Raw genomic sequence first — 24,491 nt, 5'->3', positions numbered from 1 at the left:
GAGAGAGGTTATTCCTCTCTCTTTTCATTTACAGTTGTTGATAAACTAGTAACCTCTTACAAGTTTATTACGAATTTTATTTGATATTAGTTCTACGATTAAGATTAATACCATTAGTCCAATTAAAATAGAACCAACTTCTGACCATTTATAGCCATTCATGGCAAAAATCAGTGGAGCCCCGATACCGCCTGCGCCAACTAAACCAAGGATTGCAGCATCACGCAGATTCATATCATAACGGTAAATAACAATTGACATAAACATAGCAGATAATTGCGGGATTATTCCGTATCGGATTTTTTCAAAAGGTGTACAGCCAATTGATTCAAGTGATTCTAAAATATTCACTTCTAAATCTTCGATAACATCTACAAAAAGCTTGGAAAGCATTCCAATTGATGTCAATGCCATTGTTAAAACCCCGGCAAATGGCCCCGGGCCAGTTACACGTATAAACATTAAACCGTATACAATTGCAGGAATCGTCCGCACAAGAATTAAAAATAAACGAACTAGAAAAGCAATTGGTTTTGGAACAATGTTAGATGCAGATAAAAAGGCAAGAGGGACAGCTAATATGGCCCCTACAATCGTTCCTAAAAAGGCGATTGCCATTGTTTCTACTAATAAATATGGAACACCATTTGTGTTGAATGTGAATAGCAGATCTGTATTTGGTGTGACAATTCCTAGTAAAATATTTTTGGCAATGGCTAGACCATTACTAGTAAAATTGGATAAATCAACAGCGGTTAAAGACCACATGATAAAGATGAGTAGAATAACAGCGGTGATCACATTTTGCACAATGCGCTTAGGTTCATTTAATAATTGCTTCTCGATTGAATTCATCGTGATCACCCCCTACATTAATTTCTTTCTGAAATATTCGCTAATGGATTCGATAATGAATACCGTCACAACAAGTAAAAGCAATATCATACCAACATTGGCATAATTACGCCATCCAAGGCTTTCGTTAAGCATTAGACCGATACCGCCCGCCCCAACGTATCCTAAAATGGCAGCATACCGGACATTTCCCTCGAAGCAAAAGATCGCATTAGAGAGATAGTTTGGCATTATTTGCGGCATAATTGCACAGCGAAATGCTGAAATGGTTGTGTGGCCCATTGAATGCATCGCTTCAAATGCCTTTAAATCCGCATTTTCAATTTGCTCATACAGCAGCTTCCCGACATAGGCAACGGTGAAAATAAAAATAGCAACGGTACCCGCCATTGTTCCGATACCAAATATAAAAGTTGCGATTAATGCCGCAACTAGGGTAGGCAATGTACGTAATAAGCTCAAAATAAATTTGAATGCTGCTACAACAGACTTATTTTTAATCATATTAGATGATGCAAAATAGGCAAGTGGCAAGGCAAAAACGGCTCCTAAAATCGAACCTAATAAAGACATTTTAATCGTGTCAAAAAGTGGTTGCCATAGTTTGTTAAGATATTTCCAGTTTGGCGGAATCATATCACCGATAATTACCCAAAACTGCCCGATTCTTTTGGCTAAAACCTGCATGTCAAAACCTGTAATTTGAACAGAATAATAAAAGCAAATGAGCAGGACTAAAATAATCCATGGGGCTTTTGAACGTTTAAAAGTAATGGTTTTTCCGTTGGGTAACTCAACTGATTTAGCTTTTAAAATGCTCAATTACCACTCAGCTCCTCTTCAAGCTTCCCATTGTAAATGTGCTCTAGGATCTGTTCGGTTACTTCACTTGCTGGTCCATCATAAACAATTTCACCACTTCGAATACCAACCACACGTGTTGCATACTCCAGTGCTAAATCAACGTGATGAATATTGATAATAATTGTCATGTTCAATTCTTCATTAATTCTTTGAAAGTCTGTCATTACTTGTTTTGCTGTTATTGGGTCAAGTGAAGCAACAGGCTCATCGGCTAATATGATACTTGGCTTTTGGGCAAGAGTCCGAGCTAACGCGACACGCTGCTGCTGACCGCCAGAAAGCTGGTCGACACGGATAAAAGCTTTATCTAAAATATTCATTCGATCAAGCGCTTCCAATGCCTCAATTTTTTGCTGCTTTGTATATAAACCGAGAATCTTTCGCCACATGGACATATCAGGAACAAAGGAGACAAGAACATTTTTTAATGAGGAAATACGATTAACGAGGTTAAATGACTGGAAAATCATCCCGATTCCTCGGCGAAGCTTTCGAACTTCTTTTCCCTTTAATGTAGAAACCTCAACATCATTAACCATTAGAGAACCAGATGAAATGTCATGCATCCGATTGATACAGCGGATAAGAGTTGATTTTCCTGCCCCAGAAAGACCAATGACTGCCACGTATTCCCCTTGTTCAATGGTTAAATTAATATCCTTTAACGCTTCGTAGCCATTGTCATATTTTTTGTTTACATTTTGAAATTTTATCATGCAGAAATCCTACCTTTACTTAAAAAAAGGGAACACGCTACATGTTCCCTCTTTATTTCATTGTATTTAGTTAGAACTTAGTTCTTGTACTAGCTTTTGTGCTTTACGCTCATTATCGTAGTCAGAGTCTTTCGCGTTTTGATAGCCATCGTGACTATAAATAGCAATTACCTCTTTACCTTCATCAGAATTACCAATATTGATAAATGCTTTCTGTAATGCAGCTTTCAGATCATCATCCATGATATCAGAGTTTTTGCTTACACTGATTGTATCATTGTAAATAGCTGGCATTACACCGATAACATCTGTTTCATCCCAGATTGTTGCAGAACGGCCAAATTCAGAAGCCCATTGTTCAGCAAAGTCAATACGTGCATCTGCATAAGTAACGAGCACATCAGTTTGACCTGAAGCTAGGCGTGCAAATGCACTTCCGTATGAATCAGCTTGAACAACTTTAGATAGATCAGTAATTGTTTTTCCGAAGTTTTCATCTAACCATAATGCTGGATAAATATAACCAGCTGGAGATGAAGAAGACATTACATTCCAGTTAACACTGTCTAAGTCTTTGAAAGAAAGTTTTTCACCGTTATTTACTTTTTCAGCTAGCGCTCTTCCTTTTTCAGATGGGCCAGCAATTAGTAGTGCACGATAAGAACTTGTTTGTTTATCAGACTTTTCTGTAGGCTTGTTCTTATTCCAATCAGAGGGATTGTCAGAATCATTGCTTAGTCCAGCACGAGTTGCAGTTAAAAGTACCTCTGCACCATCATCGTAAAGCACATATGTACCGCCAGGGATTAAACCAATATCTGTTGTTCCAGCTGATAATGCTTCACCAACAGCTTCGTAGTTTGTTCCAACTGTAATTTCTACTTCACCAACATCATAGCCTAAACCTTTTAATTCTGTTTTTAACAGATCTTTAAGTGGTTCAGTTGCTGTAATAATTTCGTCTGGGTCACGAGATGGCACGAATGCGATTGAAAGTTTATCTAGTTTCTTTCCGCTTCCATCGTCGCTGGCATTGTTTTCAGACTTGCTATCTTTTGAGCCGCATGCCGCAAGTGATATGCTCAATAAAAGTACAAGCATTAAAGTAAATATCTTTTTCATGACTTTCCTCCTAAATTTCGAATACTAGACTAGTATAATTTATTTCTGTTAAAATTGGGTAAAATATTATGTAATTTTTATATTTTTTTAATGTAAAGATTGTTAAAAGCATAAAAATTTGAGGTGTACGATGAAAAAAATTTCAATTTTAGTCACTAGTGATGTTCATGGATATGTAAGGCCGACTGATTTTTCTGGGGATGTGGACCTGCCATTAGGATTAGGGAAGCTTGCCACGGCAATAGAAGAAGAGAGAAAACAAGGAAATGTTATACTAATAGAAAATGGCGACTTTATACAAGGAAGTCCATTAACTTACTATGAACAAAGTTTTAGAAGTGGAACGAATAATTCCATGATACGTTTAGCCAATGACATGAAGTATGATGTGGCTGTATTCGGAAACCACGAATTCAACTTTGGACTGCCTGTGTTAAATAAAGTAGTTGAGGAATCCAACTATCCTTGGCTTGCCGCTAATATAAAATGGCAGGATGGCACATATTTCACTCAACCATACATCCTGAAAGAAATAGATGGAGTAAACATTGCAATTGTAGGTGTTACCACACAATTCGTCCCTGTTTGGGAAGAGGCAGATAGAATACAGGGGCTTATTTTTGAAGATGCTTTTGAGGCGGCAAAAAGAGAAGTAGAATGGTTACATGCCAATCATCACATAGATGTTATGATTATTGCTTATCATGGCGGATTCGAGTCAGATTTAGAAACTGGAGAATTACTTGAAAGTTCACGGGAAAATGTCGGTTATCAAATATGCAGAGAAATTGAAGGTGTGGATGCTGTAATTACTGGCCACCAGCATCGTGAAATTGCCCAGCATCTATTTGGAAAGGCAATTGTGCAGCCTGGTACGAAAGGGGTATGCCTAGGCAAAATTGAACTGACAATAAATGAAAGCGGAAAAGTAGAAAAATCTGAACCATCTCTTATTTATATGGACAATGTGCCTTTAAATGAAACAATAAGCGATTTAATAGCACCGCTTCATAACGAAACGGAGAACTGGCTTGACAAAAGCATTGGGAAAATAGAAGGAGATATGCTCATTGATAGCCCTTTTCAAGCAAGATTAAATGGCCATTCATATGTTGAGTTTATTAACCGCATTCAGAATGAAGTGGCAGACACGTCTATTTCATGTATGGCAATTTTTAGTGACAGCTGCCGCGGGTTTAATCCGAACGTAACGATGCGGGATATCGTAACGAACTATATTTATCCGAACACGTTAAAAGTATTAGAAGTGAAGGGTCAATATATAATTGAAGCACTTGAGCAGTCGGCTACGTATTTTAAATTGGCAGACGGGAAGCCGGTTGTTGCGGAGGCTTTTCAATCGCCAAAAGAACAGCCTTATAACTATGATCTTTGGAACGGCATTGACTACACTATTGATTTACGTAAACCAGAAGGAAATCGTGTAGTCGAGGTGACTTTCAATAGCAATCCATTGCAAGTGGAGGAGACATATAAGGTTGTCATGAATAATTATCGTGCTACAGGAGCGGGGAATTTTGAATATTTTAAGGAATGTCCAGTCATAAAAGATATTCAAACAGATATGACGGAATTGATTGCTGATTATCTCATTAGCCATGGGACAATTCAAGCAAAGCCAATGAATAATATGAAAATTTTATATTAAAATCCATTACGACTTTTTAAAAATATATTTCGCAGTACCACATATAAATTAAGAATGGGTCCCAAATAAGCAAGTTAAGCATTACTTGTATGTTTGGGCCCTTTTCCATTTAGTGCAGACAGCTTTAATTCTTCAATCACGCACCCCCGTAATGAACTTGTCATTTCAATTTAAGCAGATTTTCGGTAAACTAAATTCCATACTCTTTTAGAAAAGAAGGTTTAACAGGTGCCAAGCGAAAATAACAAGTATCAAAATCAATCATTGTTTAGTATTACATGGCCGCTATTTATTGAAATTTCCCTGCATATGAGTGTTGGGATTATTGCGACATTAATTTTAAGTGGCTATTCCGATAAGGCCGTAGCGGGTGTAGGGGTAGCCAATCAGATTATTAATATCTTTATCTTAATTTTTAACGTAACCGTTATAGGGGCAATGATTTTAATTGGCCAAAATTTAGGTGCGAACCAGTTGAAACGGGCACGCCAGCTTGCGCGCTCTGCTTTTGGAATCAATTTATGGGTTGGCATTTTGATGACTGTGGTTGTTGTACTGTTTGGGAAAGTGTTTTTGCGATTCTATGGGCTAAGTGGGGAGATTTATGACTTTGCTCTTACTTTTCTAACTATTACAGGCTGCTCGCTCGTACTTGAAGCCATTTCTCTTGCATTAAGTGCTGTGTTACGCAGCTATGGTCATACAAAAGAAGCAATGGTTATGACGGTTTTGATGAATATTATTAGTGTGACAGGTTACTTTATTGCAATTAAAGGCTGGTTTGGCCTGCCAGTGACAGGGGTTGCGGGTGTCTCGTATTCTATCATTATCGCGAGGATTTTCCTCGTTCTTGCTTTGCTTTACTTTGTTTATAAAATATTAGCTTTAAAGTTTTCTATAAAGGATGCTTTTTCCATTCATAAAACAGATATTAAGGAAATCTTTCACATCGGGATTCCCTCAGCTGGGGAAAACCTTTCTTACCAGCTTTCACAAATTGTGATTACCAGCTTTGTTGCCATGATTGGAGACGATGCGCTGGCGGCCAGAGTGTATATTATTAATCTTTCCATGCTCTGTTATTTGTTCACAATGGCGATTGCGCAAGGGACCCAGCTGCTAATTGCGCGTTATATTGGAGCGAAGGACTATGATAGAACCTTAAAACGTGGACTGAAGACATTGAAAATTTCGATGGTTGTTTCATTGGTCGTTTCGCTTGCAATAGCCATTACTGGCGAGCCAGTATTAGCCGTGTTTACTGACGAGTCCAGCATCATTTCGATCGGACTTCCTGTTCTCTGGGCAATTGTATTTATTGAACCTGGCCGTGCGATGAACATCGTACTTATGGGGTCATTAAAATCTGTCGGAGACGTTCGCTTCCCTGTTGTTATAGGCATGATTTGCATGTGGGGAGTTGCAGTCGTATTTAGCTACTTTTTTGGAATTATCCTTGGATTTGGTTTATTAGGCATTTGGATAGCGCAAGGGTTTGATGAATGGATCCGTGGAGTATTTGCTTTAAGACGCTGGTTATCTAAGCCGTGGTTAAAGAAAAAGGCAGCAAACTATGAAATGGCAGCAAACAGGGGATAATGTGCAATGTGAACAGCGGGTGAATCACGATAAACAATCGACCTGTTTTCCTGTAAGTTTTTTCTTATTACAAAAATCCCTTTAGCACTTCAGCTGAGGGGATTTTTGTTGTAAATAACCAAATTAATTTTAAAGATAATTGAAAGCTCCTTATAAGACAAAGTCGGATGAGTGATAATATAAAGGAAAAGACAAAATAATATCATATAGCAATTTTAAGCAAATCATATGAAGTAAGGACCCCATTAAATATTTATTCTTGTCCTCAAGGGCTTCTAAAAAATGGCACTGCTCAGTTTATTCTCTGAGGGGCCGGGAATACTTACTTGGCACATTACTTGAAAAAACGATATAAAAATAGGAGGCCAAGATGGTTGATGTAATAACGGAAATCACAATAAATCGCCCAATTACAGAAGTATCAGAATATGCAACAAATCCTGATCATGCACCTGAATGGTATGTAAATATCCACTCAGTAGATTGGAGGACACCAAAGCCTCTAAAACTTGGCTCTCAAATTGCTTTTAAAGCGAAATTTCTAGGCAAGGAACTGGCATATGTGTATGAAATTGTGGAATTTATTCCTGAGAAAAAATTTGTGATGAAAACAGTAGATGGTCCATTTCCAATGGAGACCATCTATACATGGCAAGCGATCGACGAAGGTCATACGCAAATGACTTTACAAAATAAAGGAAACCCAAAAGGCTTCAACAAGATACTGTCCATTTTCATGACATTTATGATGAGAAGAGCAAACATGAAAGATTTAATCAAGATTAAAACCATACTTGAACAATAATGGCTGGATAAGCTTTAGTTTAAAAATATATTTCGCATTTTAAACGAATGTAAGCTAAAAGGAAAATTACCAGCCACCCTGACGGCCAATATACTCGAATGCACGGCGAATATATCGATGATGACGGCCAATATACATGAATGCACGGCGAATATAATGATACCGACGGCCAATATACTCGAAAGTACGGCTAATATATTACGTTCTTTATGCCAATTACAATCCAGTTCGATTTGAGTTTCCAAACTGCATATTCAAATAACTCAAAATAATGCTATAATACTAGTTGAGATATTGCTTGACCAATTGAATCTTACATAGCTAGTAGGTGCCTTATCATTGGATAAGGTTAAAAGGGAAGCCGGTGTGAATCCGGCGCGGTCCCGCCACTGTTATTCGGGGATAACCTTGCAGTACCACTGTTCCAGATCAGGAATGGGAAGGAGAGGAAATCACGTTACCCGTAAGCCAGGAAACCTGCCTATTTAGCTTGCCAACGAAATCCTTCGCGGAAAAGGATAGGCTTAATCAGTATAAATTTATTTTATTTGTCTGGTTTTTGCATGCCTTGTTTCCGAATGGAAGCAAGGCTTTTTTCGTTGAAGAATAAGAAAGCATCAATTTGGAGTTAGAGAATTGTTTAGCTCCAATGCCTATCGCCTATCAAACTTCAGGTCCCCTTTCTAAGATAATTTGGCAACAATTTGCTCCGTTCATTGTACCTACTTTTATCTTAGTCATAAAAAAGCGAGGCGGCTGTTTAGCCTGGTAAGCATAAAATGGACTGAGGCGTGGCGCAGTTTGCCACAGAACAGAACAGTACAGTTAGACCAAAGAGGGGCTGAGAGCCACAGCTAAACTGCGTTTGTACGGTGATGACCAAGGCACATGTGCTTTTCTTGTTCAGAACAAGACTTCAAGTTATCAAGCTCTTCTCGAACCATAAACGAAGGGAAGAGGACTGAGTATGAAAAAGTTTTTGGCATTACTATTGACAATGCTGTTAGCGTTGACTATCAGTGCATGTGGGTCAGGTAGTGAAGGTGGGGAAAAAGATAGCTCTTCACAAAAGGCATCTTCAGAAGTTGAAAATAACGGAAGTTCCGAAAATAAAGCAAATGAGAAAGTAACGGTTTATCCGCTAACAGTGAAGGATGCAACTGGTTTAGAAATAACCTTTGAAAAGGCACCAGAGCGTATTGTTTCTACTTCTCCATCAGAGACGGAAATTCTTTTTGCACTAGGCCTGGGCGATAAAATTTATGGTGTTTCAGATTTTGATGATTATCCTAAAGAAGCATTAACGAAGCCGAAAGTAGGCGGCGTAACAAAACCGAATGAGGAAGCAATTATCGCAGCCAATCCAGATTTAGTCATTGGCGGCATTTCAATGAAAGACGATATTGTGGAGAAATTTCGCGGGTTAGACCTTCCTTTATATAAAACGGAGCCAAAAAAGATGGACGATATTTTAAATAATATTATTCAGATTGGCATCATTACAAATACACAGCAAAAGGCAGAAGAGTTAGTGGCACAAATGAAAGAAGATATTAAAACAGTAACAGAAGCGGCTGCAACTCTTAAAGAGGTAGATAAGAAAAAAGTGTATATTGAGTTTTCCCCTGGCTGGACGGTAGGCAAGGGTGAATTTATGGATGAACTGATTACGCTGGCTGGAGGCATTAATATTGCCTCTGATATGGAAGGCTGGAATGCAATTAATGAAGAGAAGATTATTCAGGATAATCCAGATGTGATTCTGTATACCGCTGGTACTGTTGATGATAAGTCAGGCAAACCGCTAGAAGAACTAATTACATCAAGAAATGGATGGGAGAAGATTACAGCCATTAAAGATGGCAGCTTGACTGGAATAGAAGGGAATATTATGTCCAGACCTGGTCCGAGAATAACAGAAGCACTTACACAAATGGCTAAAGCCATTTATCCGGATTTGTTTAAGAAATGAAAAGAAAATTAGCACTATGGGGGGGAGCGAGTTTCGTTCTCCTTCTTCTTTCAGCGGTTGTTAGTTTGTCACTTGGATCAGCCAATCTGCCTCTTTCGCATGTTTGGGGAATTATCCTGCACCAGCTTCCAATTCTAGATGGATTCATTGATACAAACTGGGCGGCATCATCTGAACAAATCATCTTAAAAGTCCGTTTGCCGCGCGTTTTTCTTGCCATTCTTGTCGGAGCATGTTTGTCACTTGCAGGGGCTGGGTTTCAAGGAGTATTGCGCAACCCGTTAGCAGATCCGTATACGCTAGGGGTAGCATCTGGTTCAGCAGTAGGTGCTGCTTTCCTAATTTTATTCGGGTTTCATACGATCTTATTTGGCACTTGGACGATTCCCTTGGTTGCATTTGTGACAGGGCTGCTCAGTTTGCTTGTTGTGCTCCGATTAGCCAATGTACAGGGGAAGTATAAATTAGAAACCATCATTTTATCTGGTGTTGTTGTGTCTGCTTTTCTAGGGGCCATTGTTTCCTTTATGGTGTCCATGTCCGATCAGGTGGTGAATGAAATCGTCTTCTGGCTAATGGGGAGTTTAGCCCTTAGAGGATGGTCATTTACCTTTGTGCTCATGCCTTATTTAGCTATTGGGGTTGTCGTGTTGCTGTCATATGGACGAACATTAAATTTATTTGCACTTGGGGAAAGGCAGGCAGCGCATTTAGGTGTCAATATTAAGCGTACACGGCTAGTTGTATTGATCGTATCCACCCTAATTACTGCTGCTGCAGTATCGATCGTTGGAACAATTGGTTTTGTCGGACTTGTTGTCCCGCATTTAGTGAGATTAATAGTCGGACCAGATTACCGACTATTACTGCCCTTGACAGTGATCTTCGGTGCAATATACGTGCTTTGGGCGGATACTATTGCTCGTACATTGCTTAGCCCAACAGAGATTCCGCTCGGGGTTGTGACGGCTGTTCTTGGTGCACCATTCTTCGCATACCTGCTTCGCCGAAACAAGCAAATGTCAGGAGGAAATTGATGGATGTTCATTGAAGTCGATAGGCTGAGTAAACGGTTTGATAACCAATCAGTGCTTGAGGAGATTAGCTTTTCAGTCAAACGTGGAGAATGCCTCGGGATTATTGGGCCGAATGGAAGCGGCAAGTCTACATTGCTAAAGCTGTTGTCGGGTGTGGAAAGTACGACGGCTGGGAGAATTGAACTAAAAGGGAAACAAATTGAACAATATAATCGAAAAGAACTGGCCAAATGGCTTGCTGTTTTGCAGCAGGAATCTTTGCCTCCGATTGGATTTACAGTAAGAGAGGTAATAGAGATGGGCCGTTTTCCTTTTCAAAATTGGCTTGGAGAAGAAACAACAGACTTTGAGCGGCTTATCGATGTAATTCTTAATAAAATGGGGCTGGATGATTTAAGTGATCGCCATCTTGAATACTTAAGTGGAGGAGAGAGGCAGCGAGTAGCTCTTGGTAAGACAATGGCGCAGCAACCAGAGCTCCTCATGCTTGATGAACCAACCACCTATCTTGATATTGGCCATCAAGTTCTACTAATGGATCGGATTCGAGAATGGCAGCTAGAAGAGGATCTGACAGTTATATCAGTTCTGCATGATTTAAATTTAGCTGCACTCTATTGTGATCGGTTGTTACTCTTGCATAATGGAAGAGTTGTAGCAACTGGTTCCCCAGAGGATATCATTCGAACCGATTTAATTGAGGAAGTATACGGGACTGTGCCCATAGTGATGAAGCATCCTGTTTATGGATTGCCGCAAATTATCCTTCAGGGAGAAAGTTTCGCTCAGCGGAAAGGTCTTGCAAAGAAGAGGCAAGGGAAGATGGAGATTCTTCAATAAATGTCAGGTGTAAGGGTGGCAGCGAATTTTTTTCAATAGATAAAGAGGAGGGATACATATGAGTAAGCCAAGTAAGGAACGAGGATTAACACTTGTTTACACAGGAGATGGAAAAGGAAAAACAACGGCAGCGATAGGGCTTGCCGTAAGGGCATATGGACGGGGAAAACGTGTGCTAATGATTCAATTCATAAAATCTCCCCAGCGTAAGTATGGGGAAAAACTTGTTTTTGACAAGCTAGGAATTGAAATGGTCCAAAAAGGGATTGGATTCACTTGGACAAAAACCCCTGAAGAGCATCGTTCTGCACTTAAAGAAGCATGGACATATACGAAGAAGCGAGTAATGGCAGGTGAACATGATCTTGTCATCTTAGATGAAATCAATAACGCACTGGCAATCAATCGTTTTCCAATTGATGATGTGCTGCCGATTCAAGAAGTACTGGATCTCATATCCCATCGCCCTCAAGGGATGCATCTTGTTCTAACAGGAAGAAATGCAAATTCAAAGATTGTTGAAGCGGCAGATCTTGTTTCAGATGTAAATGTGTCTAAACATTATTATGATGAGGGGATACCAGCTGTTATGGGTATTGAACTTTAAGAAAAGTGTTAAAGTCATGCAAAATGATGTAAGAAAAGAGAGGGGATATCTGATGAGAATTGTATCGTTATGTCCAAGTAATACCGAGCTTCTCGGATTTATGGGGTTGACTTCAAATATTATAGGTGTTGATAACTACTCAGACTGGCCAGTACAGATTAATGATTTGCCTAGACTAGGTTCCGATTTGGATATCGATATGGCTGCTGTTGAAGCTCTTCAGCCAGATTTAGTTCTTGCATCATTATCGGTGCCTGGGATGGAGAAGAACATTGCAGGTTTACGGGAGAGGGGATTGCCTTTTATCACACTTAATCCAAAGAGCTTATCTGATGTAGGAGATAATATGCTTGAGGTGGGAAAAGCAACAGGACAAGAAGCGATTGGGGAGGAGGCATACCAAAAATATCATAGATTGTTGGAGACGTATAGGGAGTTTGGACGGAAGGTTGAGGATCGCCCACGGTTATATTGGGAATGGTGGCCAAAGCCGGTATTTACTCCAGGCGGGACAAATTGGTTAACGGAAATCAGTCATATAGCTGGTGGTTATAACGTATTTGCAGATGATGAGCGAGCAAGTGTGAAGACGGATTGGGAGGATGTGTACAAGCGTAATCCCGATTATATATTGATGGCATGGGTTGGTGTAAAGGAAAAACAAATGAAACCGCAATTGCTTAAGCAACGGCCAGATTGGCCAGAAATGAAGGCAATTAAGGATAATCGAATAATTGTAATGGAGGAATCCCTTTATTGCAGACCGTCTCCACGATTATTACTCGGTATACAAAAACTAGGTGTTTTGCTTCATCCGAACCTTTTTCCTGCATATGATGAGCAGAAAGCAGAGGAATGGTTATGTCCATCCATCGAATTGTAGTTGCAGGTACAGGAAGTGGTGTTGGAAAGACAACAGTAGCCATAGGCTTAATGGCAGCTTATAAAAAGCTAGGATATTCGGTGCAAGGGTTTAAATGCGGCCCCGATTATATTGATCCTACTTATCAGACCGCTGTGACCGGAAGAAAATCTCGAAATTTAGACAGCTGGATGTGCAGTTCCTTAGCAGTAAAGGAGATTTTTGTACGCGGTTATCAAGGAGCAGATGTAGCTATTATCGAAGGAGTAATGGGGTTATTTGATGGAAAAGACCCACTTTCTGATACAGGCAGTGCGGCTGACATTGCCATGATTACAAATAGTCCTGTCCTGCTTGTTGTTGATTGCGGCGGAATGGCACGAAGTGCAGCTGCAATAGTAAAAGGGTTTCAAACATTATCTCCTGGGGTTCATCTTTGTGGAGTTGTAGCGAACCGTGTGGGAAGTGCGGGGCATTACGAGTTAATCCGAAAAGCGGTAGAAAAAGAATGTGGAATTCCTGTAATTGGCTACTTAGCAAAGGATGATCGGCTTCGCATGCCAGAGCGTCATCTTGGGCTAGTTCCGTCTATTGAGCGTGGAGAACTAACACCTTTTTTTGACTTACTATCAGAAACGATTCAAAAGAACTTCGACTTAGATCGTTTATATCAAATAATGGGCACGGAAACAATTGAATCCCCGCATATTTTATTTGGAATTAAAAAGCAAGAGAGTAAAGTAAGAATGGCAGTTGCATTTGACGAAGCTTTCCATTTCTACTATCCAGAAAATTTAGAGCTGTTAGAGCATTATGGAGCAGAGCTAACCTTTTTCTCCCCCCTTAAAGGGGAACAGGTCCCCTTGGGTGTACACGGCCTATATATTGGTGGTGGATTTCCGGAAGAGTTTGCAGCTGAATTATCTGCGAAAAACGATGTCCTCTTATCTGTTCGGGAGGCTATCCAAAGCGGGATGCCTACGGTGGCAGAATGCGGCGGATTTATGTTCTTATCCGAATCGATTGAATCAGTTGACGGAAAGGAATATCCGATGGCTGGCTTGATTCCTGGCAAGGTGAAGATGCATAGGAAGCTTGCCGCACTTGGCTATCGTGAAGTAACGGGAACGGAGAAGAATTTCTTAATTGGACCGAATGATCGGGCTAGAGGACATGAGTTTCATTATTCAACATTCGATCCATCTCAGGAGTATACTTCCGCATATATTACAACTGGAAGAAGAGGGACAAAGCAAGAAGGCATCTTATTGAATAATCTTGTTGCTGGTTATACACATATCCACTTTAGTTCCGCGCCAGAACTCGTACAGCGCTGGGTGGAACAGTGTATGGGGTTTAAAAACAGGGCTTTTCAGGGCATATGATATGAAAAAGCTTTGATATTTTAAATAGAAGAAGCAGGTTCCCAATAAGGAATAACCTGCTTCTAGACTTTTGTGTGGACATGCACTTGATTGCGTCCATTTCTTTTAGCTAAATACAAAGCCTGATCTGCTTTATTCAAAAGCTGATAGAGTGTCTCCTCTGCATCTATCGCAGCCTCTGCAACCCCTAAACTTAAAGTAACTGAAATATCGCCCTGTTCAGTAAGTAGAGGCTGTGCCTCTACAGACTTGCGCAGCTGATTAGCTAAATCTTCACCTTTTATTTCTGGTCCTTCCTTTAGTGCAAGTACAAACTCTTCTCCGCCATATCGGGCAAACAGCATGTCTTCCTTTAATATTGCTTGGCAAACCTGCACTACGTGAATAAGCATTTGATCACCAACAGAATGGCCATAGGTATCATTCACTCTTTTAAAATAATCAATATCTATCAAAATAATCGTAAATGGAGAAGAAGTCTTTGTTGCTGCAGCAAACGCTAGCTCACATTTCTGGAAAAAAGCCCGGCGATTATAAATTTGTGTTAGGTCATCATAGTATGCTTGATGCTCTAATTCCATCTGCAGTCTTTTTACCTCCGTGATATCAGTAAAAATTAGTAATTGCCCCTTATTATTATTAGCATGCTCCAATGAAGAAGTGCGAACTTGATAGATTCGTTTCATATGGTCATAACCAAAATGTATTACCTGTGTGGCTGTCTCCAGCTTAGAAGGGAAAGAGCTTCCAGATAGTTCAAACCAAACCTTTTTAAAGTTCATTCCAATCAAAGTTTTGTTTAACTTTGGAAACATCTTCTTGCTTGCCTGGTTATACTCAATTAAACGGTAAGCTTCATCAAGCACAATCACACCATCATTTATACTATTGAATATCGCGTCTTTAGCAATTGGCATAATGGTAAACATCCGAGATGAGTTAATAGCCCATAAATATAATAGCGAAGACAGCCATAGAATCATAGGTACTGGATCAATACCTGATGGGGTGAGACCGACTAAATATATAAAAGCTGTTATTATAGGAACGAACTGGCCGAACATTAGTGTGATTAATTGAGGACGATAAACTTTTGCAGTTTCTTTCCAATGATAAAATACTAATAATAAAGCAACAAACATACAGCCGAATGTAAAAATTCCATGAACGATATACCATATACCGATTTCCTGGTATATGAAGGGAGCTCCCAAACTTAGATCAATTTCAAAAACTTTATAATGTAAATGATGCCAATCATTCGTAGCAACCATAACCAAACTAATAAAAGGGATCAAAAGGAGCGCCATACACCTTTTCTTAGTGATTTTGACTCCTAGATATCGCATGATAAATAGTAACCCAAATGGGGAAGAAACGGGCATTCCGACATATTGAATGATCGTCCAAAACTTGATTTGCTCAAGTGTCACGGCTACTAGACCGAAAGCAGAAGAAAAACAATAGATGGCGATTGCGGCAGTATAAAGGATAAAGAAATTAGCGATATTGGTATATTTGTGACGCTTTAAAAATACGTAGAAGCATAAATACAAATTAAGAACACCTGATGTAGAAACAAGGGTGATATAAGCTGTTAACTGCGAATGCACGATGGATACCTCTTTTTTGCTAACGATTTATACTTTAATGTAGCATATTTAAAAATAAATGTGGATGCAAGAAATGGAACTTAATATGCTGTAAACCGTATACATTTCTAAAGAGGAAATTGATGGGTTTACTGGGGGAAAATAAATGATGCCTATTATTTTATCAATGATACTAATACTATCTCTTATTTTTTCCATACTAGTTGTAATTCAAAAGAGAAAAAATGCTGGTATCACGGGTTTCAAAAGTGCACTAACGTCTATTTGTTTTTTTCTGGTTCCTGTCACCACTCTCTTAGCCTATTGGTTTAATTTTATGGGGCTATTGAATTGGTCTATTACAGTTATTTTATTGATTGTAGGTGGGTATTGCACAAAATACATTCCAGTATCAAAAAAATAAATCTATAAATGGACAGTAAAACCGATACTGAAAATAGTTTCGGTTTTTATTGTAAGTGCAAGACAATTGGGGAGTTGTTAGCACTCCTGCCGTTTGTCCAATATATGGTATAGAGTAATTTACCATTTCAATTGGTAAATAAATAAAAAAACATCATTTTAAACGTAAAGCCGATTCTAATAGTATTATTAGGTAGCAAGGTTTTCATCACTTATGTGATGTTGAAGCAGCAGCAAGAAATAGGATAGACTAATCTATAGCTGATTGCCTTAGCTGACAGCACAATTTATAAAAAAAGGAGGTCAAATGATGGATAATAATGATATATTAATTCGATTGAGATATGCGTTAGAAATAAAAAATAAAGAAATGACAGAAATATTTAAACTTGGTGAGATGGAGGTAACAGTACCAGAGGTAGTAAAAATTCTCACTAAGGTCGATGATGAATTTGAGGATGATAACGACAGCCAAATAAAATGCAGCAACAGTATGCTGGATGCATTTTTAAATGGGCTCATTATTTATAAGAGAGGGAAACAAGATCCGAAACCAGGCCAGCCTGATAAACCGGAACCGTCTTTTACGCGAAGTCCTAATATGAACAATATCTTATTAAAAAAAGTCAAAATAGCGCTGGCATTAACGACTGAGGATATGCTGGATATCTTTGCTATAGCAGGATTAAGAGTAACAAAAGGAGAGCTTGGAGCATTATTAAGAAAAGAAGGACATAAAAATTATAAAGAGTGCCTAGATAATTTTGCTAGAAACTTCTTAAAAGGTCTAGCTATTCAATACAGGGGTTAATGTATTAACGGATCTAAAGGTGATAAGATGACACATACTTACTTAGGCAAAACTGTGCATTATGAGATAAAGTACAAAAATCGAACCTCCATAGGAATAATGATAGATGGGTATGGGAATATTGAAGTCCAGGCTCCAAAGGGAACACCTGATGAAAAAGTAATCAAGGTATTAGAGGCAAATTGGGATCTTATTAGGCAAAAAGTAAAAGAAAAGAAGGAAATGCTGAATGGGCCTCAGGAAAAGGTCTATAAGGATAACGAAAGCTTTCTTTTTTTAGGAAACACATACTCGATAAAGATCTTCCAAGATATAAATATTTCGAATGACCATATTGTGTTTGAAGAAGATAAGCTAAAAATATATGTTAAGCAGCTAGATGAAGATAAAATCAGACAAACGTTGAAACGATTTTATTATCAGAAGTGTAAAGCATTAGTAGAAAAGAGCATCTCATCTTATCAAAAAAACTTCAAAACAAAACCAAGATCTATCCGTATTTCTGATAGTAAAACTACATGGGGAACCTGTGACTCTGAACTCCGATTAACATTTAACTGGAGGCTAGCAATGGCGCCGCCTGAGGTCATTGACTATGTCGTTGTTCATGAAATGTGTCACATGGTTCATCTAAATCATGACCGTTCCTTCTGGCGTCTTGTCGGGAAAATAATGCCCGACTATAAGGAAAAAGAAAACTGGTTGTCATTATCCAACTGGAAAATGACTGTGTAGCAGGACAAGCTGTAAGAGAAATCATGTATAATAGTGACAATGATGAGCTTAGTTTATTACTAAGTTCATTTTTTGTGTTTGTCCGATATAAAAGGTTAACGGCGAATAAACCTTGATGGACGGCGAATATATTAGTGATAACGGCTAATATATCGCAGTTGACGTCCAATATATCGAAAGTTTGGCGAATATATCGTTTTTTGCAAAAATAATGCGTGCAATCTGACTAATCACTCTCTCTTTGCCTGCTCCATTCTTGCTAATTTCACATATTTCATTAATTCAGCTATCCCTTCAAACTGAATCATTAGCTGAGTGTGCAATTTTTCTTTTGCAAGCTGAAAGGATTGTTCGATTTGTGTATAATTTTTTGTGTCCAGGTTATCTAAAAGTTTTTTCATATGTTCAATATAATAGATAGTTTTTCTTAAGCTGCTTATGACTAATATCTTTCTTAATTCATGAATGGTGAACACTCGATAGCCATTTTCATTATTTCTTTCTGAGTGGATTAATCCTTCCTTTTCCCAATGTCTGATAGAAGATGTATTAACCCCGGCTATTTCTGCAACTTCTCCAATGCTCATTTTATCCGTCATTGTCACATTTTTATATTTAGGAAAATCCGTGCTTTGTATCATCAAAAGTATTTCGTCCACACGCATTTTTTCTGCTTCAATCTTGTATTGCTGATTATTTATTAACCAGAAAGCTTGCTTAATATCACCAGTTTTGATTTTTCTCATTGCCTCATAAACAACGGGAATCTCATATCCTTTTAATAATATACGTATTGTAATGAAAGCTTGGATATGGATAGGCAGGTAGTATCTATGATTGCTAGGTGTCCTTGGTACATCCGGAATCAGATTTTGTTCTTCATACCGCCTTAGAGTGGTCGTACTGACATTGAGCTGATTAGCAATTTGCGCCGGTGTATATTTCATTTTTCCCTCCGTAAGATTAAAGTAAAACCTTCAAGTGCTACGATAACTAAAAAACTGTAAAACACGAAGATAACAATAGAAAAAACGGCAAAACTGAAAGATTGCATAAAGGTTATATGATATTAGTATAAACACTTGAGGAGTGATTGTATTGAATAAAATAGTTAAATTAAACGATGGTTCAGAAATAGAAGTTGGCTTAACGGGGAACTCCAACAATAAATCAATCATGCTGCCGATAGCAAAAAAATCCGTTTATGGTCAAGCTGCTAAAACGTTGAAGTTATGGGGGATGGACCCTGAACTTGGGAATAAATTTGTTGAAGGTTTATCAGACACGTTCCAAGTAGTATTCTTTGATTATGAAGGGCTTCGGCTGGAGCACCCAAATGAAGATAATCTTACACCTGAGACTATTGTAAAAGACTTTTTGTTAATCGCTGATGAATTGAAAGTTGAAAAGTTTGGGTACTATGGGTATTCATGGCTGGCATTGGCCGGATTACAATTGGCTATTAGAACGAATAGACTAGAATGTTTAATTATGGGTGGCTTTCCGCCAATTGAAGGACCGTATAAAGAAATGATGACAGTCACAAATAAAACCTTTGAACAGGCATTAAATAATCAAGATCTTTCTGAAGCTGATCATTCTGAACAGATTCTTCCTGAAGAAATAGATTGGGACAATATTCAGGTACAGATGAACCCAGATCAGACGAAACAATTTGTGACGATGTATAAAAATTTATTGCCGTTTCAGGATAAAAAAGTTCAAGATCGTTTGCATATTCCTAGACTCACATTTGCAGGAGAAGAGGATACCATTATTTATGGTGAAAACTTTGGAAATGTATCTGTTGATGTAGTCGGTTTAATAAAAAAAAATAAACGAGAATTGGAACAACTGGGATGGGATGTCGAAATAGTAGAAGGCGTCGGCATGGACCATACAAAAGCAATGCAGCCCGCTGCGGTTTTGCCTCTGATTAAACCGTGGCTAATTAAAAATCTTTTATCGTAGTTTATAGGAACTGAACGAAGGAGAGGATCATAAAGATCTTCTCCATGATTTTTAACTATATAAATTGGGTTAGTAGTTGGTTTACCTTGTCACGTTCTTCCCAAAAAGGACCATGACCGCTGTATTGGAAAGGAACAAGCTGAGAATTCCTAATTTTTTGGTCGAGCTCCTGTGCTTGTGCAAACGGAATCACTTTGTCATGAATCCCGTGTATAATTAGAGTAGGCTTATCTATTTTTGGAAGATCCGCATCCAGCTTTTCATCTCTTAATAGTTTAATAATAGCCGCAGTCGACCAGCCCGCAGCCTCTAACCCCATCTGGAAAAACCAGTCTGAAAATGAATTTGTTATATATTGAAAGAAAAAGGTGTCTATTATTCCTTGCATCATTTTAGGACGGTCATTTAATGTTTCCTTTAATAGGTCTTTTGCTGTTTCTTTTGTAAAACCAGTCGGAGCTGCAGCGTCTATAAGGATAAGCTTGGAAACTCCGTACCCGTTGTAACGGGACATATAACGAATAGCAATTGCTCCCCCAGTAGAATGGCCAACGAGTGCAAAATTGTCAAGCTGCAGCGTACTAACAACCATTCGGATATCATCTGCCAATCTATTATAAGTGTATCCGTTTATCGGTTTATCCGATTTTCCAAAGCCCCTCCAATCGATGCCAATGCAGCGGTAACCCAATGCAGGAAGGATGTTAAACTGATATTCAAATTGTTTATGGCTCAGTGGCCAGCCATGTATGAACACGATTGTCTTGGCGGCTTCTTGATTAATATCTTCAACAAATAAATTTACACCTGGTTCTACAGGAATAAAGTATCCCATCACAATTCCCCTCCATTCATTCGTTTTAGGTTAAGATATTCATGGCAGGTAACATAGGTGAGTACCTATCTTTGTTGTAGTTTTAGTAAAAACATATATAATTTGGCTATCCCATTAGAAAGATGTTATTTTTGGAGTATTACTAGTTATTTGAACGGATTAATATACATATATATAGAAATCATTAAATAGAGGGAATGGATTGAATGAATGAGGAGATACAAATAAATGCAAATGCTAGCTACCGAAGAGCGGAGCAGAAAGCGAATCATTATTTTAAGAAACTGCATGAGCAGGTTAAGAAAAAGACATATGTTCCAATCCTGACAAAGGATATACAATCCTGGAAGCACAACCACATTCATTATCATTCGTTGCTTTCCTTATTTTCTCGGAAAAAGGGGAATGCTAATTCTCTTGAATATAAAAGTTATATTCAATGGCTTGAGCATACAGGTAAATTAAATAATTATTTGGATCGAAGCATCTCATATATATTTATGAGGGATTTGGGAAAATCGCTTCATTCATCTAATACACAGACCAGAATAAAGACGATTGTTAACAGTTTAAAAAGGCAGCTGACTGATTCTGCAGGAACAACAAATGAGCTTTATAGCCTGACGTGGTTGTATAGAAGAGGCCAAAAGGAAGGCATTGAATCCACTATCATCTGGCTAATTAATAAGCTCAAAGAGATTTCCTCAAATATTCCTAAAGGAATGGATGCAACGCACGCTAAGCGGAAAATTATTAAAATTATCGCCGGAGTGGTGATGAACGAGATTGAAGAGATGAATGGTCAAGTTTCGCCTAAAGCGCGTGCACAGAAACTTGATCGGGCGATTAGATTAGGATATTCCTATGGACTGACCTATCCCTTTATTGATGATCTTCTGGATGCGAAGATTTTATCTGAGAAAGAGGAGAAAGCATTTACTGAATGGATCCGTACCTCTCTAGTCACAGGGAAAGTACCTAAATTGGGTGAGTGGGCTGGTAAGAATAGAGAGCTAATCAGATATATTCATAGGGAGCTTAAGGATGCCTTTGAATATATGAAGAGCCAGCAGAAAGAGGAGACAAGACAATATTTTTTTGAGCAAGCCTTTGTTTTTTATCACTCTCAGGAAGTGGATCGTGCAAGGGACTTGTCTTATGGGCATTATACAAATGAAGAGCTGTATATTCCGGTTATTTTAAAGTCCTCGTCTTCACGATTGATTGTTCGTTCATTAATTAATGCTGATGAGAATAAGGAAATTGATAATCGAACATTTTATTATGGGATCTACAACCAGCTGGCAGATGATTTTGCGGATATGTTTGAAGATTTGAAGGATGAGGCGGTAACACCATATACCTATTATATGAAATATCATGATAAGCGCACAGATCTGATCAATCCTTTCGAACTATACTGGACGGTTATCTCTAATTTGATTCATCATGTTTATCATTCAGATAAAAAGTCCCGAGAGGTCATACTGGACCGGGCAATCAATGGATTGAAGAGATTTAAAGAACGGATGGGTGCGAGAAAATACGATGAAGTAATGGGCTTATTTGCTTCGGGAAATCCGGAATTTAATCGGTTGATTCAAAAAATGGTCCGAAAAGCAGATGATGTAGATTTCTTTGATAAACTGCTTCGAGATCATATGATAACCAATCTGAATAATGACGGAATCGAAAAGGAAGATTTTTTAAATACGATTGAAATCGTACGTGATCAAATTAATCGTATTTTATTTATTCCTAAAAACGAGAAGAATCCGTTAATGAAGGATACCATAATTGAAGCTGCTAATTATAGCTTAGAAGGGGATGGAAAACGGCTGCGGCCAATCATGACCTGGGTGATGGGGGTGAATGAATATGGAATAGATCAATCGGCAATGGAGCCGCTCCTAAAATCTTTGGAGTATATGCATACAGCTTCGTTAATATTCGATGATCTGCCCTCTCAGGACAATGCATCCATCCGCAGAGGACGTCCAACCCTTCATGAAGTATATAATATTGCCATTGCGGAATTAACAGGACTCTTTTTAACACAAAGGGCAACAAGGGAACAAGCATCGCTTGAACAATTTGATTCAAAAGCAGTGCTGAATATGATTCGTTATTCGTCCAAAATAACAGAGGATATGTGTAAGGGACAGGCGATGGATCTGAACTCTAAAGGAAAGCAATTAACTTTAGAACAATTAAATACCATGTGCTTTTATAAAACAGGGATTGGATTTGAGGCTGCTCTCATTATGCCAGCAATTCTCGCCAATGCAGGTAAACTAGAGATGGATGCACTGAGGAAATATGCTTACCATGCCGGGATTGCGTTCCAAATTAAGGATGATCTCCTGGATGTTGAAGGTGACCTGAATTTACTTGGAAAGCAAACGGGGAAAGATGCTGAAAACAACAATTCAACCTTTGTTACAGTTCTGGGTTTTGAAGGAGCCGAGAAAGCGATGTGGGAACATTACTGTCAAGCAATGGAAGCGTTGCAAGGTGGACCACGCAAGGTCGTTTTCTTAAAGCATTTAATGGATTATATTGTACACCGGGATCGCTAAGTGAGAACCTTCAAAGACTATAATTGCTGATTTTTAAACTTATTTAGACTAATTTAATATAAAGTTCAACTTATTTACTAGATAATATAGTACTATGGATTTACAACAAATAGTTGGGGTGGAAATAATTGACTCCATTTAAAGAACAATTATTAAACATAGAAGTTATCAGCGAAGATGGAATTAAAGAGATAAAGGAACAGCTAAACATCCAATATGAAACGTTAAGCTCCAAAGAAAAAGCGAGTATACTAGCAAAAACAATTCATCAAATAATAGACCAGTCCTTGCCAAACTTTTCGAAGGAAACGAAAAGAAGTATTCGTATGGAACTGATGAATAAGAAACTGTCTGCCAATTCACTGTCTATCTCGGCTAATGATATCATTGAATCTAGCATAGGGCTGGCTACACGGGAGGAAATAGAACAAGAACTGCCGCAATGGGTATATAAGAAAGCAGATACAGATATAAAAGTATCAGAATTTAACATAGCATCTCTTCTTAATAGCTACTCAAAAAGTGAAATTACATATCCTATTGCTAGTGATGAATACGAGCCGATATCCATCACTAGTACAAATAAAAGAGGAATGTGGCAAAAATATAGGTCACTTTTCCTTGGTGCAGCTGCAATCATATCCATAACGTTTGTCATGATCATTTTTCTGGAGCGTCCGGTCCAAGAGCCTGGTGATTATGCAAAAGGGCAAACAGCAGAGAATAAAGAAGCAGTAGCTAATCAAAGAATACATAATAACTTGCCTTCCTATCTGCAATATGAACAGGTTGATGATAAGGATTTAAGAGAATGGCTGAATGGAAGGAAATCAATTTTAGCAGAAGAACCCTACTATTCTTCCATTATAAATGCTGCGAGTGAATTTAATATTGACCCGCTATTATTATTTGCTATTACGGGTCAGGAACAAGGATTTGTATCAAAAGAACATGTGAATGCTGAAAAAATCGCAAATAATCCTTTTAATGTATTTCATAGTTGGGAGGATTTTAATACGAACATTTCGGAATCAAGTCGAATTGCTGCACGTACAATTGTAAATCTAAGCAAAGATCGTCCAAAGGAAGCAGACCCTTTTCAATGGATTAACCGAAAATATGCAGAGGATCCAAACTGGTGGATAGGTGTATCAACTATTTATAAGCAGCTTGAAGGGGTCGCTCAATAAGCTAAAGTCAGAAAGTAAAGAA

22 protein-coding genes and 1 riboswitch are annotated in these 24,491 nt (G+C 38.4%); of the genes, 15 read left to right on the top strand and 7 right to left on the bottom strand.

What is annotated here, in order from left to right:
• Positions 1–45 precede the first annotated feature (45 nt).
• The 4 genes from phnE (ASU02_RS20115) to ASU02_RS20100 form a co-directional block, all read right to left on the bottom strand.
• Positions 46–855 (bottom strand): phosphonate ABC transporter, permease protein PhnE, encoded by an 810-nt coding sequence (gene phnE, locus ASU02_RS20115; protein ID WP_057766974.1) that lies wholly within the window; start codon positions 853–855, stop codon positions 46–48.
• Between the two features lie 12 nt (positions 856–867).
• Positions 868–1,677, bottom strand: coding sequence for a phosphonate ABC transporter, permease protein PhnE (gene phnE / locus ASU02_RS20110; RefSeq protein WP_057766972.1), 810 nt, complete (start codon positions 1,675–1,677; stop codon positions 868–870).
• Complete coding sequence (phnC, locus tag ASU02_RS20105) at positions 1,674–2,435, bottom strand: phosphonate ABC transporter ATP-binding protein (RefSeq protein ID WP_057766970.1); 762 nt, start codon at positions 2,433–2,435, stop codon at positions 1,674–1,676. Before phnC ends, phnE (ASU02_RS20110) begins: the two co-directional genes overlap by 4 nt.
• Positions 2,436–2,501: 66 nt before the next feature.
• On the bottom strand, positions 2,502–3,557 hold the full coding sequence (locus tag ASU02_RS20100; protein WP_057766967.1) for a PhnD/SsuA/transferrin family substrate-binding protein: 1,056 nt from the start codon (positions 3,555–3,557) through the stop codon (positions 2,502–2,504).
• 130 nt (positions 3,558–3,687) lie between these two features.
• On the opposite strand from ASU02_RS20100, the gene ASU02_RS20095 reads away from it, so the two are divergent.
• From ASU02_RS20095 to ASU02_RS20055, 9 genes are all read left to right on the top strand, one after another.
• On the top strand, positions 3,688–5,226 hold the full coding sequence (locus ASU02_RS20095; RefSeq protein ID WP_057766966.1) for a bifunctional metallophosphatase/5'-nucleotidase: 1,539 nt from the start codon (positions 3,688–3,690) through the stop codon (positions 5,224–5,226).
• A gap of 228 nt (positions 5,227–5,454) precedes the next feature.
• Positions 5,455–6,825, top strand: a complete 1,371-nt coding sequence (locus tag ASU02_RS20090) for an MATE family efflux transporter (RefSeq protein WP_057766965.1) — start codon at positions 5,455–5,457, stop codon at positions 6,823–6,825.
• Positions 6,826–7,195: 370 nt separating this feature from the next.
• Positions 7,196–7,630 carry an SRPBCC family protein gene (locus ASU02_RS20085; protein WP_057766963.1) on the top strand — a complete coding sequence of 145 codons (435 nt, stop codon included), beginning with the start codon at positions 7,196–7,198 and terminating at the stop codon, positions 7,628–7,630.
• Between the two features lie 310 nt (positions 7,631–7,940).
• A riboswitch (cobalamin riboswitch) is annotated at positions 7,941–8,129 on the top strand.
• Positions 8,130–8,597: 468 nt separating this feature from the next.
• On the top strand, positions 8,598–9,602 hold the full coding sequence (locus ASU02_RS20080) for an ABC transporter substrate-binding protein (RefSeq protein WP_057766961.1): 1,005 nt from the start codon (positions 8,598–8,600) through the stop codon (positions 9,600–9,602).
• Entirely contained in the window at positions 9,599–10,639 is a 1,041-nt protein-coding gene (locus ASU02_RS20075) for a FecCD family ABC transporter permease (RefSeq protein ID WP_057766959.1), read from the top strand. Before ASU02_RS20080 ends, ASU02_RS20075 begins: the two co-directional genes overlap by 4 nt.
• Before the next feature lie 3 nt (positions 10,640–10,642).
• Entirely contained in the window at positions 10,643–11,479 is an 837-nt protein-coding gene (locus ASU02_RS20070; RefSeq protein ID WP_057766957.1) for a heme ABC transporter ATP-binding protein, read from the top strand.
• 58 nt (positions 11,480–11,537) lie between these two features.
• Positions 11,538–12,086, top strand: a complete 549-nt coding sequence (locus ASU02_RS20065) for a cob(I)yrinic acid a,c-diamide adenosyltransferase (RefSeq protein WP_057766955.1) — start codon at positions 11,538–11,540, stop codon at positions 12,084–12,086.
• Positions 12,087–12,138: 52 nt separating this feature from the next.
• Positions 12,139–12,969: a cobalamin-binding protein gene (locus ASU02_RS20060; protein WP_057766953.1), complete on the top strand. Its 831-nt coding sequence runs from the start codon at positions 12,139–12,141 to the stop codon at positions 12,967–12,969.
• A complete protein-coding gene (locus ASU02_RS20055) occupies positions 12,948–14,333 on the top strand; it encodes a cobyrinate a,c-diamide synthase (RefSeq protein WP_057766951.1) in 1,386 nt (461 codons plus the stop codon). Before ASU02_RS20060 ends, ASU02_RS20055 begins: the two co-directional genes overlap by 22 nt.
• 62 nt (positions 14,334–14,395) lie before the next feature.
• On the opposite strand, the gene ASU02_RS20050 is transcribed toward ASU02_RS20055, so the two are convergent.
• On the bottom strand, positions 14,396–15,946 hold the full coding sequence (locus ASU02_RS20050; protein ID WP_057766949.1) for a histidine kinase N-terminal 7TM domain-containing diguanylate cyclase: 1,551 nt from the start codon (positions 15,944–15,946) through the stop codon (positions 14,396–14,398).
• A gap of 145 nt (positions 15,947–16,091) precedes the next feature.
• Between ASU02_RS20050 and ASU02_RS20045 the strand changes: the two genes are divergently transcribed.
• The 3 genes from ASU02_RS20045 (at position 16,092) to ASU02_RS20035 (ending at position 17,894) form a co-directional block, all read left to right on the top strand.
• Positions 16,092–16,349, top strand: a complete 258-nt coding sequence (locus ASU02_RS20045) for a hypothetical protein (RefSeq protein WP_057766947.1) — start codon at positions 16,092–16,094, stop codon at positions 16,347–16,349.
• Positions 16,350–16,658: 309 nt separating this feature from the next.
• On the top strand, positions 16,659–17,159 hold the full coding sequence (locus ASU02_RS20040) for a YehS family protein (protein WP_057766945.1): 501 nt from the start codon (positions 16,659–16,661) through the stop codon (positions 17,157–17,159).
• Between the two features lie 27 nt (positions 17,160–17,186).
• On the top strand, positions 17,187–17,894 hold the full coding sequence (locus tag ASU02_RS20035) for a M48 family metallopeptidase (protein ID WP_057766943.1): 708 nt from the start codon (positions 17,187–17,189) through the stop codon (positions 17,892–17,894).
• A 230-nt stretch (positions 17,895–18,124) separates the two neighbouring features.
• On the opposite strand, the gene ASU02_RS20030 is transcribed toward ASU02_RS20035, so the two are convergent.
• Positions 18,125–18,841: a MerR family DNA-binding transcriptional regulator gene (locus ASU02_RS20030; protein ID WP_057766941.1), complete on the bottom strand. Its 717-nt coding sequence runs from the start codon at positions 18,839–18,841 to the stop codon at positions 18,125–18,127.
• Positions 18,842–18,992: 151 nt separating this feature from the next.
• Between ASU02_RS20030 and ASU02_RS20025 the strand changes: the two genes are divergently transcribed.
• Complete coding sequence (locus tag ASU02_RS20025; protein WP_057766939.1) at positions 18,993–19,865, top strand: alpha/beta fold hydrolase; 873 nt, start codon at positions 18,993–18,995, stop codon at positions 19,863–19,865.
• Positions 19,866–19,920: 55 nt separating this feature from the next.
• On the opposite strand, the gene ASU02_RS20020 is transcribed toward ASU02_RS20025, so the two are convergent.
• Positions 19,921–20,700 carry an alpha/beta fold hydrolase gene (locus ASU02_RS20020; protein WP_057766937.1) on the bottom strand — a complete coding sequence of 260 codons (780 nt, stop codon included), beginning with the start codon at positions 20,698–20,700 and terminating at the stop codon, positions 19,921–19,923.
• Between the two features lie 206 nt (positions 20,701–20,906).
• Here ASU02_RS20020 and ASU02_RS20015 point away from each other — a divergent pair, with 206 nt between their 5' ends.
• Complete coding sequence (locus ASU02_RS20015; RefSeq protein ID WP_057766934.1) at positions 20,907–23,279, top strand: polyprenyl synthetase family protein; 2,373 nt, start codon at positions 20,907–20,909, stop codon at positions 23,277–23,279.
• A 128-nt stretch (positions 23,280–23,407) separates the two neighbouring features.
• Positions 23,408–24,469: a hypothetical protein gene (locus tag ASU02_RS20010; RefSeq protein WP_057766932.1), complete on the top strand. Its 1,062-nt coding sequence runs from the start codon at positions 23,408–23,410 to the stop codon at positions 24,467–24,469.
• Positions 24,470–24,491 lie beyond the last annotated feature (22 nt).

Origin of the sequence: Cytobacillus praedii (assembly GCF_001439605.1) — a bacterium.
GTDB lineage: Bacteria > Bacillota > Bacilli > Bacillales > Cytobacillaceae > Cytobacillus > Cytobacillus praedii.
The sequence above is the reverse complement of the archived record's forward strand: the minus strand, read 5'-3'. Positions and strand labels throughout refer to the sequence as shown.

Coding starts and splice junctions, on each gene's coding strand:
- ASU02_RS20100 (WP_057766967.1), bottom strand. CDS start 3,557: ATGAAAAAGATATTTACTTTAATGCTTGTACTTTTATTGAGCATATCA.
- ASU02_RS20040 (WP_057766945.1), top strand. CDS start 16,659: ATGGATAATAATGATATATTAATTCGATTGAGATATGCGTTAGAAATA.
- ASU02_RS20070 (WP_057766957.1), top strand. CDS start 10,643: ATGTTCATTGAAGTCGATAGGCTGAGTAAACGGTTTGATAACCAATCA.
- phnE (WP_057766974.1), bottom strand. CDS start 855: ATGAATTCAATCGAGAAGCAATTATTAAATGAACCTAAGCGCATTGTG.
- ASU02_RS20035 (WP_057766943.1), top strand. CDS start 17,187: ATGACACATACTTACTTAGGCAAAACTGTGCATTATGAGATAAAGTAC.
- ASU02_RS20065 (WP_057766955.1), top strand. CDS start 11,538: ATGAGTAAGCCAAGTAAGGAACGAGGATTAACACTTGTTTACACAGGA.
- ASU02_RS20080 (WP_057766961.1), top strand. CDS start 8,598: ATGAAAAAGTTTTTGGCATTACTATTGACAATGCTGTTAGCGTTGACT.
- phnC (WP_057766970.1), bottom strand. CDS start 2,435: ATGATAAAATTTCAAAATGTAAACAAAAAATATGACAATGGCTACGAA.
- ASU02_RS20015 (WP_057766934.1), top strand. CDS start 20,907: ATGAATGAGGAGATACAAATAAATGCAAATGCTAGCTACCGAAGAGCG.
- ASU02_RS20045 (WP_057766947.1), top strand. CDS start 16,092: ATGATGCCTATTATTTTATCAATGATACTAATACTATCTCTTATTTTT.
- ASU02_RS20095 (WP_057766966.1), top strand. CDS start 3,688: ATGAAAAAAATTTCAATTTTAGTCACTAGTGATGTTCATGGATATGTA.
- ASU02_RS20030 (WP_057766941.1), bottom strand. CDS start 18,841: ATGAAATATACACCGGCGCAAATTGCTAATCAGCTCAATGTCAGTACG.
- ASU02_RS20075 (WP_057766959.1), top strand. CDS start 9,599: ATGAAAAGAAAATTAGCACTATGGGGGGGAGCGAGTTTCGTTCTCCTT.
- ASU02_RS20055 (WP_057766951.1), top strand. CDS start 12,948: ATGTCCATCCATCGAATTGTAGTTGCAGGTACAGGAAGTGGTGTTGGA.
- ASU02_RS20085 (WP_057766963.1), top strand. CDS start 7,196: ATGGTTGATGTAATAACGGAAATCACAATAAATCGCCCAATTACAGAA.
- ASU02_RS20060 (WP_057766953.1), top strand. CDS start 12,139: ATGAGAATTGTATCGTTATGTCCAAGTAATACCGAGCTTCTCGGATTT.
- ASU02_RS20020 (WP_057766937.1), bottom strand. CDS start 20,700: ATGGGATACTTTATTCCTGTAGAACCAGGTGTAAATTTATTTGTTGAA.